The 14,636-nt window shown below is 49.9% G+C and carries 2 protein-coding genes; both read left to right on the plus strand.

Annotated elements, in window-relative coordinates; all coding sequences use genetic code 11:
* Window position 1: 1 nt before the first annotated feature.
* Complete coding sequence (gene srfAB, locus UJ203_RS20935) at window positions 2-10,756, plus strand: surfactin non-ribosomal peptide synthetase SrfAB (protein WP_415859194.1); 10,755 nt, start codon at window positions 2-4, stop codon at window positions 10,754-10,756.
* 37 nt (window positions 10,757-10,793) lie between these two features.
* A complete protein-coding gene (gene srfAC / locus UJ203_RS15925) occupies window positions 10,794-14,621 on the plus strand; it encodes a surfactin non-ribosomal peptide synthetase SrfAC (protein WP_322012297.1) in 3,828 nt (1,275 codons plus the stop codon).
* Window positions 14,622-14,636 lie beyond the last annotated feature (15 nt).

Below are 14,636 nucleotides of genomic sequence, written 5' to 3' on the forward strand. Positions count from 1 at the left end.
TATGAGCAAAAAATCGATTCAAAAGGTGTATGCACTTACACCGATGCAGGAAGGAATGCTGTATCATGCGATGCTTGATCCGCATTCTTCCTCTTACTTCACACAATTAGAGCTTGGCATTCAAGGTGTTTTTGATCTAGAAATCTTTGAGAAAAGCGTCAATGAACTGATCCGGTCATACGATATTCTCCGTACGGTATTTGTGCACCAGCAGCTGCAAAAGCCGCGTCAGGTTGTGTTAGCGGAACGCAAGACAAAGGTGCACTATGAAGATATCAGTCATGCAGATGAGGATCGCCAGAAAGACCACATCGAGCGTTACAAACAAGACGTTCAGCGCCAAGGCTTTAACCTGGCCAAAGACATTTTATTCAAGGTGGCAGTTTTCCGCCTTGATGCAGATCAGCTGTATCTTGTCTGGAGCAATCACCATATTATGATGGACGGCTGGAGCATGGGCGTGCTGATGAAAAGCCTGTTCCAAAACTACGAAGCGCTCAGAGCAGGCCGCACACCTGCAAACGGGCAGGGCAAGCCATATTCCGACTACATGAAGTGGCTTGGAAAACAGGACAATGAAGAAGCGGAAGGCTACTGGAGCGAACGCTTGGCGGATTTTGAACAGCCAAGCGTGCTCCCGGGCCGCTTGCCGGAGAAAAAAGACGAGTATGTGAACAGAGAATACTCATTTACATGGGATGAGGAACTGGTTGCACGCATTCAGCAAACGGCGAACCGCCATCAAGTGACGGGGCCTAACCTGTTTCAGGCGATCTGGGGAATCGTCCTCAGCAAATATAACTTTACAAATGATGTTGTCTTCGGCACGGTCGTATCGGGACGGCCGTCTGAAATCAACGGAATTGAAACAATGGCGGGGCTCTTTATCAATACCATTCCGGTGCGTGTAAAGGTTGATCAGCAGTCTACATTCGCTGATATTTTCACAGACGTTCAGCAGCATGCGGTGGAGGCGGAGCGCTACGATTACGTGCCGCTTTACGAGATTCAAAAACGTTCAGCCTTGGACAGTAGTCTTTTGAACCATCTCGTCGCTTTTGAAAATTATCCGCTTGATCAAGAGCTTGAAAACGGCAGCATGGAAGACCGGCTCGGGTTCTCTATTAAGGTTGAGAGCGCATTTGAACAAACAAGCTTTGATTTCAACCTCATTGTTTACCCGGGTAAAACATGGACCGTCAAAATCAAATATAACGGCGCTGCATTTGATTCTGCTTTTATTGAACGGACAGCAGGACATCTCACCCGCATGATGACAGCCGCTGTTGAGCGGCCGGACGCTTTTGTGCGTGAGCACGGGCTTGTGGGAGAAGAAGAGCAGCGGCAAATTGTGGAGACCTTTAACAGCACTTCATCAGAACTCCCTGAAGGAATGGCTGTTCATCAAGTATTTGAAGAACAAGCAAAGCGGACACCGGCAAGTACTGCCCTCGTATATGAAGGAGCCGAGCTGACATACCGCGAGCTGAACGAAGCGGCGAACCGCCTGGCGAGAAAGCTCATTGGGCAAGGTCTGCAAAAGGGTGAAGCGGCAGCCATTATGAATGACCGTTCGGCAGACACTGTTGCCGCCATGCTGGCTGTTTTAAAAGCAGGCGCCGCATATGTGCCGCTTGATCCCGCACTTCCGGAGGATCGGCTCCGTTTCATGGCGGAGGACAGCTCGATTCGGATCGCTTTAGCTGGAGAGGCATATACAAAACAGGCAAAGCAGCTGCAAGTACCGGTTCTCCCGCTGGAAGGCGTCTTTGAAGGGAATGAAACAGCTGACAATCTGAATCTGCCCGCCGATTCGTCTGACCTGGCTTACATCATGTACACGTCAGGTTCGACCGGAAAACCGAAAGGCGTCATGATCGAACATAAAAGCATTCTGCTTCTCGTTAAAAATGCAGGATACGTTCCTGTTCATGAAGAAGACCGCATGGCGCAAACGGGAGCTGTCAGCTTTGATGCCGGTACATTTGAGGTCTTTGGCGCGCTGCTGAACGGGGCTGCGCTTTATCCGGTGAAAAAAGAGACACTGCTTGACGCGACACGGTTTTCAGCGTTCCTCCGTGAGCAGAAAATTACGACGATGTGGCTGACATCGCCATTATTCAACCAGCTTGCTGCAAAGGATGCCGGCATGTTCGGCACACTGCGCCATTTAATCATCGGCGGAGACGCGCTCGTGCCGCATATTGTAAGTAAAGTGAAACAGGCATCGCCGTCGCTTGCTCTGTGGAACGGATACGGACCGACAGAAAATACGACATTTTCTACAAGCTTTCTGATTGATCGCGAGTACAGCGGTTCAATTCCAATCGGGAAGCCAATCGGAAATTCCACTGCATACATCATGGATGAGCAGCAGCGCCTGCAGCCGATCGGCGCGCCCGGTGAACTGTGTGTCGGCGGAAGCGGCGTGGCACGGGGCTACGTCAACCTCCCAGAGCTGACGAAGAAGCAATTTCTCGAAGATCCATTCAGACCGGGTGAAAAAATTTATCGAACTGGCGACTTGGCGAGATGGCTTCCGGACGGGAATATCGAGTTTTTAGGAAGAATTGATAACCAGGTGAAGGTGCGCGGGTTCCGGATTGAGCTTGGTGAAATCGAAACCAAATTGAACATGGCCGAACATGTGACAGAGGCTGCCGTGATCATTCGCAAAAACAAAGCGGATGAAAATGAAATCTGCGCGTACTTTACAGCGGATCGCGAAGTGTCTGTGAGCGGGCTGAGAAAAACGCTGTCTCAATCATTGCCTGACTATATGGTTCCTGCCCATTTGATCCAGATGGACAGCCTGCCGCTTACACCAAACGGAAAAATCAATAAAAAAGAACTGCCTGCGCCTCAATCAGACGCTGTGCAGTCTGAATATGCAGCACCCAAAACAGAGAGTGAAAAGAAATTAGCCGAGATTTGGGAAGGGATACTCGGCGTTAAAGCAGGCGTTACCGATAACTTCTTCATGATCGGCGGACATTCTCTGAAGGCCATGATGATGACGGCGAAAATTCAAGAGCATTTCCACAAGGAAGTACCGATTAAAGTGCTTTTTGAAAAGCCGACCATCCAAGAACTGGCACTGTATTTGGAAGAGAGCGAAAGCAAGGAGGAGCAGACGTTTGAACCGATCAGGCAAGCACCTTATCAGCAGCATTATCCTGTTTCCCCGGCCCAGCGGAGAATGTACATCCTCAATCAGCTTGGACAAGCAAGCACAAGCTACAACGTCCCTGCTGTACTTTTGCTGGAGGGAGAAGTAAACAAAGACCGGCTTGAACATGCGATTCAGCAATTAATCAACCGGCACGAAATTCTCCGTACGTCGTTTGACATGATAGACGGAGAAGTCGTACAGACCGTTCATAAAAACATATCGTTCCAGCTGGAGGCTGCCAAGGGACGGGAAGAAGACGCGGAAGAGCTGATCAAATCGTTTATTCAGCCGTTTGAGTTAAACCGCGCGCCGCTCGTCCGTTCGAAGCTTGTCCAGCTTGAAGAAGAACGCCATCTGCTGCTCATTGATATGCACCATATCATTACAGACGGCAGCTCGACAGGCATTCTCATCGGCGATCTCGCCAAAATCTATCAAGGCGCAGAACTGGAGCTCCCGCAGATTCACTATAAAGATTACGCTGTCTGGCAAAAAGAACGTGCGGATCATCAAAAGGATGAAGCATACTGGCTGGATACGTTTAAAGGCGAGCTGCCGGTTCTTGATCTTCCGGCGGATTTCCCGCGGCCTGCAGAACGGAACTTTTCCGGGGAGCGCGTCATGTTCGGGCTGGATAAACAAATCACGGCTCAAATTAAATCGCTGCTGTCAGAAACAGACACAACAATGTACATGTTCCTTTTAGCCGCATTTCATGTACTGCTTTCTAAGTACGCGTCACAGGATGACATCATCGTCGGCTCACCGACTGCGGGCAGAACGCATCCTGATCTGCAAGGTGTGCCGGGTATGTTTGTCAACACAGTGGCATTACGGACAGCGCCTGCGGCGGACAAAACCTTTGCGCAATTCCTAGACGAAGTCAAAACGGTCAGTCTTCAAGCATTCGAGCACCAAAGCTATCCGCTTGAGGAACTGATTGAAAAACTGCCGCTCACAAGGGACACAAGCCGAAGCCCGCTGTTCAGCGTCATGTTCAACATGCAGAACATGGAGATTCCTTCTTTGAAATTAGGAGATTTGAAGATTTCTTCCTATTCCATGCTTCATCACGTGGCGAAATTTGATCTGTCCTTGGAAGCTGTCGAACGGGAAGAAGAAATCGGTTTAAGCTTTGACTACGCAACTGCCTTGTTTAAGGACGAGACGATCCGCCGCTGGAGCAGCCACTTCGTCAATTTGATCAAAGCAGCTGCGGTTAATCCGAACGTACGGCTGTCTGATTTAGAGATTCTTTCACCAGTTGAAACGGCAGCTTTGCTTGAAGAGAAAAAACAAACCACTCATTCTGGCAATGATACGTTTGCGTCACTTTTCGAAAAACAGGTGCAGCAAACACCTGATCATCCGGCTGTGATTTGTGGCGGAAATCAGCTGACCTACCGTGAGCTCGATGAACAGGCGAACCAGCTGGCGCATCATTTGCGCGCGCACGGGGCAGGAAGTGAAGACATCGTAGCCGTCGTCATGGATCGTTCAGCTGACCTAATGACAGCTGTTCTTGGTGTCATGAAGGCGGGAGCAGCTTTCCTTCCGATTGATCCGGATACGCCTGAGGAACGAATCCGCTATTCATTAGAAGACAGCGGTGCGAGATTTACAGTCGTGAATGAAAGAAATATGACTGCCATAGGGAAATATCAAGGAACCGTCATCAGCATCGATCAAGCGGATTGGCGGAACGAAAGCAAGGAGCGTCCGGAACCGATTTCTGGGCCTCAGAATCTTGCATATATCATTTACACATCCGGCACGACCGGGAAGCCGAAGGGTGTGCAGATTGAGCACCGCAATCTGACAAACTATGTTTCTTGGTTTAGCAAAGAGGCAGGGCTGGCTGAAACGGATAAGTCTGTCTTGCTTTCGTCTTACGCATTCGACTTGGGGTATACAAGCATTTTCCCTGTGCTTCAAGCAGGCGGTGAGCTTCACATTGTGCCGAAAGAAACATATACGGCGCCCGATCAGATTGGCCGTTATATCAAGGAACACGGCATCACGTATATCAAGCTGACACCGTCTCTGTTCCATACGATGGTGAACACGGCCAGCTTTACAAAGGAGCCGCACTTTGAATCCCTGCGCTTGATTGTGTTGGGAGGAGAAAAGATCATTCCGGCTGATGTTTTAGCTTTCAGCAAGGTATATCAGCATACCGAATTTATCAATCACTACGGTCCGACCGAAGCAACGATCGGCGCCATTGCCGGACGGGTTGACCTGAGTGAACCTGACACATTCGCGAAACGGCCGACAATCGGACGGCCGATTGCCAATACCGGCGCACTTGTCTTAAATGAATCATTGAAGCTTGTGCCTTCGGGAGCGAGCGGCCAGTTATATATCACGGGGCAGGGGCTTGCCAGAGGATATCTCAGCCGTCCTCAGCTCACATCCGAGAAATTTGTGGAAAACCCGTATGCGCCGGGCAGCCTGATGTACAAGACCGGAGATGTCGTCCGGAGACTGGCTGTCGGCACGATTGAATTTATCGGCCGGGCTGATGATCAGGTGAAAATCCGCGGCTACCGCATTGAGCCGAAAGAAATTGAAACGGTCATGCTCAGCCTCAGCGAAGTTCAGGAAGCGGTTGTGCTTGCGGTTTCTGAGGGCGGGCTTCAGGAGCTTTGCGCGTATTATACGTCGGATCAAGCCATTGAAAAAGCAGAGCTCCGGAAACAGCTTTCACAAATACTGCCGTCTCATATGATTCCTGCCTTCTTTGTGCAGGTGGACGCTATCCCGCTCACGGCAAATGGGAAAACCGACAGAAACGCATTGCCGAAGCCGAACGCAGCGCAATCCGGATATGAAGCGTCAGCTGCTCCGGAAACAGCGCTTGAAGAAAGCCTTTGCCGCATCTGGCAGAAAACACTCGGCATTGAAGCGATCGGAATCGATGACAACTTCTTCGATTTAGGCGGCCATTCACTAAAAGGAATGATGCTCATCGCCAATATACAGGCAGAATTGGAGAAAACCGTGCCGCTTAAAGCGCTGTTCGAGCAGCCGACTGTACGCCAGCTGGCGGCTTATATGGAGGAATCGGCAGCATCAGGCGGCTATCGCATGCTGAAGCCTGCTGACAAACAGGATGTGTATCCATTGTCATCCGCGCAGAAACGGATGTACGTGCTCAATCAGCTTGACCGGCAGACGATCAGCTATAATATGCCATCGGTTCTTCTTATGGAAGGCGAGCTTCACATTTCGCGCCTGCGGGAATCACTCAACCAGCTCGTAAACCGTCATGAATCATTGCGCACGTCATTTACGGAAGCAGACGGAGAGCCTGTCCAGCGCATTGTTGAGGAGGCATCAATTGATCTTCACGTGTTTGATGCAGAAGAGGGCGAGGCGGAACAGAAGATTAAAGAATTTATCCGGCCATTCGACTTAAGCGGCGCTCCGCTCATTCGCGCGGCATTACTCCGAATCGCAGACCAAAAACATCTGCTTCTATTGGATATGCATCACATTATCGCGGATGGTGTATCAAGAGGTATTTTCGTTAAAGAATTGGCACTGCTTTATAAAGGCGAACAGCTTCCGAAGCCGAAGCTTCATTATAAAGATTTCGCTGTTTGGCAAAATGAAGCCGGACAGAAAGAACGGATGAAGGAGCATGAGCAATACTGGCTTTCAGTTCTCTCAGGCGAACTGCCGGAGCTTGACCTTCCGCTCGATTACACCCGACCGCCTATTCAAAGCTTTGAAGGGGATACCGTCCGTTTTCGTACGGAAAGCGGAACGGCAAAGGCGATTGAGAAACTGCTAGCAGAAACGGGAACGACTTTGCATATGGTGCTTCACACCGTCTTCCATGTCTTTTTAAGCAAAATCTCCGGACAGCGGGATATCGTGATCGGCTCGGTTACAGCAGGCCGCACGAATGCCGACGTGCAAAACATGCCGGGGATGTTCGTCAATACGCTCGCACTGAGAATGGAAGCAAGGGAAGAGCAGACATTTGCAGAGCTTCTGGAGCAAGCGAAGGAGACAAATCTGTCAGCGCTTGAGCATCAGGAGTATCCGTTTGAAGACCTGGTCAACCAGTTAGACCTCCCTCGGGATATGAGCCGGAATCCTTTGTTTAACGTGATGGTTACGACAGAAAACCCTGATAAAGAACAGCTTGAGCTGCAAGATCTCACAATTTCACCTTATGAGGCACATCAAGGAACATCCAAGTTTGACCTCACATTAGGCGGTTTCGCTGACGAAAACGGCATCGGTCTGCAGCTGGAATATGCGACTGACCTATTCTCAAGAGAAACTGCTGAGCAATGGAGTGAATACGTCCTCCGCTTATTGAAGGCTGTGGCGGAAAATCCAAACCAGCCGCTTTCCGTCCTGTCACTCGTCAACGAGACAGAAAAACAAACGCTTTTGGAGGCATGGAAAGGAAAACCACTGCCTGTGCCGACAGACAAAATGGTTCATCAGCTGTTTGAAGAAACGGCTCAGTGCCACAAAGACCGCCCGGCTGTCACGTATAACGGGCAGTCATGGACGTACGGTGAGCTGAATGCGAAGGCGAACCGTCTGGCGCGGATTCTGATTGACTGCGGCATCAGTGCGGATGAGCGCGTCGGCATTCTGACGAAGCCGTCGCTTGAAATGTCCGCCGCGGTGCTTGGTGTCCTGAAGGCGGGAGCGGCATTTGTGCCGATTGACCCTGACTATCCGGATCAGCGGATTGAATATATCCTGCAGGACAGCGGTGCGAAGCTTCTCTTGAAACAGGAAGGCATTTCAGTGCCGGACAGCTATACGGGCGAGGTTATTCTTCTTGACGGCAACCGCACGATCCTGAGTCTGCCGCTTGATGAAAACGATGAGGAAGATCCGCAGACCGACACAACCGCGGATCACCTTGCTTATATGATTTACACGTCAGGAACGACCGGACAGCCGAAGGGTGTTATGATCGAGCACCATGCGCTTGTCAACCTGTGCTTCTGGCATCATGACGCGTTCGGCATGACAGCGGAGGACCGCAGTGCGAAGTACGCGGGCTTCGGGTTCGACGCTTCCATTTGGGAGATGTTCCCGACCTGGACGATCGGCGCCGAGCTTCATGTCATTGATGAAGCGATCCGCCTTGATATCACCCGCCTGAATGATTATTTCGAAACGCACAACGTCACAATCACGTTCCTGCCGACACAGCTGGCGGAACAGTTCATGGAGCTTGAGAACACATCACTTCGCGTGCTCTTGACCGGAGGGGACAAGCTGAAGCGTGCGGTTAAGCAGCCGTACACGATTGTCAACAACTACGGGCCGACCGAAAACACTGTCGTTGCGACGAGCACAGAAATCAATCCGGAGGAAGGATCGCTTTCCATCGGGCGCGCGATCGCCAATACGAGAGTGTACATTCTCAGCGAAAGCCATCAGGTTCAGCCGGAAGGCGTGGCCGGAGAGCTTTGTGTGGCGGGACGCGGACTGGCGCGCGGCTATCTGAACAGGGAAGACGAAACCGCGAAGCGGTTTGTCGCCGATCCGTTCGTGCCGGGTGAACGCATGTACAAAACAGGCGATTTGGTGAAATGGACGAACGGCGGCATCGAATACATCGGCCGGATCGACCAGCAGGTCAAAGTCCGCGGCTACCGAATCGAGCTGTCAGAAATTGAAGTGCAGCTGGCTCAGCTTTCTGAGGTGCAGGATGCGGCAGTGACAGCTGTAAAAGATAAAGGCGGCAATACAGCGATCGCGGCGTATGTCACACCGGAAACAGCTGACATAGAAGCGCTGAAGTCAGCTCTGAAGGAAACCCTGCCGGACTACATGATCCCGGCGTTCTGGGTGACATTAAACGAGCTTCCGGTTACCGCAAACGGAAAAGTAGACCGCAAAGTGCTGCCGGAGCCGGACATCGAAGCAGGGGGCGGGGAATACAAAGCGCCGTCCACTGATATGGAAGAGCTGCTTGCCGGCATTTGGCAGGACGTGCTCGGTATTTCTGATGTCGGTGTCAGCGACAATTTCTTCTCGCTCGGCGGAGATTCCATTAAAGGAATCCAGATGGCGAGCCGCTTGAACCAGCACGGCTGGAAGCTGGAAATGAAGGATCTCTTCCAGCACCCGACGATTGAAGAACTGACACAATACGTGGAGCGTGCCGAAGGCAAACAGGCAGACCAAGGCCCTGTGGAGGGCGAAGTTATCCTGACGCCGATCCAGCGCTGGTTCTTTGAAAAGAACTTCACGAACAAACACCACTGGAATCAGTCGGTCATGCTTCATTCTGCGAAGGGCTTCGATCCGGAACGGGTTGAAAAGACATTGCAGGCACTGATTGAACATCATGACGCGCTGCGCATGGTCTACCGTGAAGAAAACGGCGATATCATTCAAGCGTATAAACGGATAGACGAATGCGAGGTCAGCTTCGAAATCGTTGATCTGTACGGCTCAGATGAAGATATGCTGAAAAGCCAGATTAAGGTTCTCGCTGACAGTCTGCAAAGCAGTCTCGACCTGCAAAACGGTCCGCTTCTGAAAGGGGAGCTATATCGCACGGAAGCAGGGGATCATCTGCTCATCGCTGTACACCATCTCGTGGTCGACGGCGTATCATGGCGGATTTTACTTGAGGACTTTGCATCAGGCTACGTGCAGGCTGAGAACGAAGAGAAAATCGTCTTCCCGCAAAAAACGAACTCCTTCAAGGATTGGGCGGAAGAATTGGCGGCATTCAGCCAATCAGCACACCTTTTGCAGCAGGCTGAATACTGGGCGCAAATTGACGCTGAAGAGGTTTCTGCTGTACCGAAGGATGATGAAACAGAGGAGCGGGTTGTCAAACATACATCATCCGTCATCTGCGAATTAAATGAAGAAGACACTAAACACCTCTTAACAGATGTTCATCAGCCATATGGAACCGAGATCAATGACATTCTCCTCAGTGCGCTCGGATTAACGATGAAAGAATGGACAGACGGTGTCAAAATAGGCATCAATCTTGAGGGGCACGGACGGGAGGACATCATCCCGAATGTGAACATCTCCAGAACGGTTGGCTGGTTTACGGCACAATATCCTGTTGTGCTCGACATGTCTGAAACAGATGTCTCAGCGGTCATCAAAGCAGTCAAAGAAAACCTGCGCCGCGTTCCGGACAAAGGCGTCGGATACGGCATTCTCCGCTACTTTACAGAACAAGCGGGAGCGCAAGGCTTCACACCGGAAATCAGTTTTAACTATTTAGGCCAATTCGACAGTGAAGTGAAAACGGATTTCTTTGAACCGTCTGCTTTCGATATGGGACGCCAAGTGAGCGAAGAATCAGAAGCCCTGTACGCTTTAAGCTTCAGCGGCATGATCAGAAACGGACGTTTTGTCCTTTCTTGCTCCTACAATGAGAAGGAATATGAAAGAGCAACGGTCGAAGCACAAATGGAGCGGTTTAAAGAAAACCTCCTCCTGATCATCCGCCATTGTACGGAGAAAGAGGACAAGGAATTCACACCGAGCGACTTCAGTGCGGGAGACCTTGAAATGGATGAGATGGGCGATATCTTTGACATGCTTGAGGAAAATTTGAAATAAAAATGCAAGGGAATTACAGAAGGCGGGAGCGAAACATATGAGTCAATTTAGCAAAGATCAGGTTCAAGATATGTATTACCTATCGCCGATGCAGGAGGGGATGCTGTTTCATACCATCCTTAATCCCGGCCAGAGCTTTTACCTTGAACAAATTACGATGAAAGTAAAGGGCGACTTCAATATCAAATGCCTTGAAGAAAGCATGAATGTCATCATGGACCGGTACGATGTATTTCGTACCGTGTTCATTCACGAAAAAGTAAAAAGGCCCGTTCAAGTCGTATTAAAAAAACGTCGATTTCATATAGAAGAAATAGATCTGACGCATTTATCCGAAAGTGAACAAACGGACAAAATCAATGAATACAAAGCACAGGATAAGATCAAAGGCTTTGATTTAACGCGGGATATTCCGATGAGGGCAGCCATCTTCAAAAAAGCTGACAACAGCTTTGAATGGGTGTGGAGCTACCACCACATTATTTTGGACGGATGGTGCTTCGGCATCGTCGTGCAGGATCTGTTTAAGGTATACAATGCTTTGCGCGAACAAAAGCCGTACAGTCTGCCGCCTGTCAAACCGTATAAGGAATACATCAAGTGGCTTGAAAAGCAGGATAAACAAGCATCGCTCCGCTACTGGCGCGAGTACTTGGAAGACTTTGAAGGACAGACGACGTTTGCGGAGCAAAGAAAGAAACAAAAGGAAGGGTACGAACCGAAAGAACTTCTCTTCTCACTGCCGGAAGCGGAAACAAAAGCTTTTACAGAGCTTGCGAAATCTCAGCACACCACTTTGAGTACCGCTTTACAGGCAGTTTGGAGCGTACTGATCAGCCGTTATCAGCGGTCTGACGATTTGGCTTTCGGTACAGTCGTTTCCGGGCGTCCCGCGGAAATCAAAGGCGTTGAACATATGGTCGGCCTGTTTATCAACGTTGTTCCAAGAAGAGTGAAATTGGCTGAAAACATGACGTTCAACGGTTTGCTCAAGCAGCTTCAGGAGCAGTCACTTGAGTCAGAACCGCATCAATATGTGCCGCTTTATGACATCCAAAGCCAAGCCAACCAGCCGAAATTGATTGACCACATCATCGTGTTTGAAAATTATCCGCTTCAGGATGAAAGCAATGAAGAAAGCGGACAAAACGGATTCGATATGGAGGATGTCCATGTATTTGAGAAGTCAAATTACGATCTCAATTTGATGGCCTCCCCGGGTGACGAAATGCTGATCAAGCTTGCCTATAATGAGAATGTGTTTGATGAAGCGTTTATGCTGCGCTTAAAATCCCAGCTTCTCACAGCGATTCAGCAGCTTATTCAGCATTCGGATCAGCCTGTCAGCACCATTGATTTCATTGACGAAAAAGAAAAAGAGTACTTGCTTAACGGCTTAAATCCGGCACCTCAAACGTGTGAGCCAAAACCTCTGACGGATTGGTTCAAGGAGGCGGTGGACGTCAATCCAAGTGCACCGGCGCTCACATTTGCAGGCCGAACGCTGTCCTATCACGAATTAGACGAGGAAACGAACCGCCTCGCACGCCGTTTGCAAAAGCAAGGGGCAGGCAAAGGCTCAGTTGTTGCATTGTACACGAAGCGCTCGCTGGAACTGGTGATTGGGATTCTCGGTGTGTTAAAAGCGGGAGCTGCTTATGTGCCGGTTGATCCTAAGCTGCCGGATGACCGAATTTCATATATGCTGACCGACAGCGGGGCGGCTTGTCTGCTTACACATCAAGAGATGAAAGAGCAAGCGAATCGGCTGCCATTTACAGGCCAAACACTCATCATTGATGATCCCATCCGTTTTGAAGAAGAGGCAAGCGATCCTGAAACCGCGATTGCACCCGATGATGCGGCGTATATCATGTATACATCAGGCACAACCGGAAAACCAAAGGGAAATATCACGACGCATGCCAATATTCAAGGATTAGTGAAGTACGTTGACTACATGACGTTTTCTGAAAAAGACACGTTCTTATCTGTATCGAATTACGCTTTTGACGCATTTACCTTTGATTTCTACGCTTCCATTTTGAATGGAGCAAGGCTGATTATCGCAGATGAAAATACACTGCTTGATACAGACCGTCTCACGAGTCTCATCCGTCAAGAGAATGTCAGCGTCATGTTTGCGACCACAGCTTTATTTAATCTTCTCACAGATGCAGGAGAGGATTGGCTGAAGGGGCTTCGCTGTGTGTTATTTGGCGGGGAACGCGCGTCTGTGCCTCACGTCAGGAAAGCGCTGCGGATCATGGGGCCGGGCAAGCTGATTAACTGCTACGGCCCGACTGAGGGCACGGTGTTTGCAACAGCACACGTTGTGCACGGGATTCCGGAGTCTATCTCCTCACTGCCGATCGGAAAGCCGATCAGCAACGCAAGTATTTATATTCTCAATGAATCAAATCAGCTCCAGCCATTCGGAGCGGTCGGTGAACTATGCATCAGCGGAATGGGCGTATCAAAAGGCTATGTAAACCGTGATGAGCTGACCAAGCAGAAATTTACCGCCAACCCGTTCAAACCGGGAGAAACACTTTACCGCACCGGGGATCTCGCTCGCTGGCTGCCTGACGGTACGATTGAATACGCCGGCCGCATTGATGATCAAGTGAAAATACGGGGACACCGGATCGAGCTGGAAGAAATCGAAAAGCAGCTGCAGGAATATCCCGGAGTAAAAGACGCGGTCGTCGTGGTGGACCGCCGCGAGTCTGGGGACGCATCAATTAACGCCTACCTCGTGAACCGGACACAGCTTTCAGCAGGAGACGTTAAGGCACACCTGAAAAAACAGCTTCCTGCTTATATGGTGCCGCAGACATTTACGTTCTTGGACGAGCTTCCTTTAACAACAAACGGAAAAGTCAATAAACGTCTGCTGCCAAAACCGGAGCAAGATCAGATATCGCAAGAATGGATTGGGCCTCGAAATGAAACGGAAGAAACAATCGCGCAAATCTGGTCCGAGATTCTCGGCAGAAAACAAGTCAGCATCCATGACGATTTCTTCGAGCTTGGCGGCCATTCCTTAAAGGCGATGACAGCCGCTTCTCGCATCAAAAAAGAGCTCGGAATTGACCTTCCGGTGAAGCTATTGTTTGAAGCGCCGACGATTGCCGGCATTTCAGCATATCTGAAAAACGGAGGCTCAGAAGGACTTCAGGACGTTACAATCATGAATCCGGATCAGGATGACATCATTTTCGCATTCCCGCCGGTATTGGGATATGGCTTAATGTATCAGAATCTGGCCAAGCAATTGCCGTCATACAAGCTGTGCGCCTTTGACTTTATTGAAGAGGAAAACCGTCTTGACCGTTATGCCGCTCTGATCAAGGAGCTTCAGCCGGAAGGTCCTGTGACACTGTTTGGTTATTCAGCAGGATGCAGCCTGGCGTTTGAAGCCGCTAAAAAACTTGAAGAGCAGGGACGCACCGTACAGCGGATTATCATGGTGGATTCCTATAAAAAACAAGGCGTCAGTGATCTGGACGGACGCACGGTCGAAAACGATGTCGAGGCGCTGATGAATGTAAATCGGGACAATGAAGCGCTCAATAGCGAAGCCGTCAAGCAGGGGCTCAAGAAAAAAACACATGCCTTCTACTCATACTACGTCAACCTGATCAGCTCGGGCCAAGTGAAAGCGGACATTGATTTGCTGACCTCTAATATTGACTTTGAAATGCCTGAATGGCTTTCATCGTGGGAAGAGGCGACAACGGGCGCTTATCGTGTGAAAAAAGGCTTCGGTACACACGCCGAAATGCTGCAGGGCGAATGTCTTGATAGGAATGCCGGGATTTTGCGCGAATTTCTTAATAAACAAACCATAACGCTTTCTTAAGGAAGCGATGAAAGG

Source organism: Bacillus sp. V26, from assembly GCF_034296245.1.
In the GTDB taxonomy this organism is placed as follows: domain Bacteria; phylum Bacillota; class Bacilli; order Bacillales; family Bacillaceae; genus Bacillus; species Bacillus halotolerans.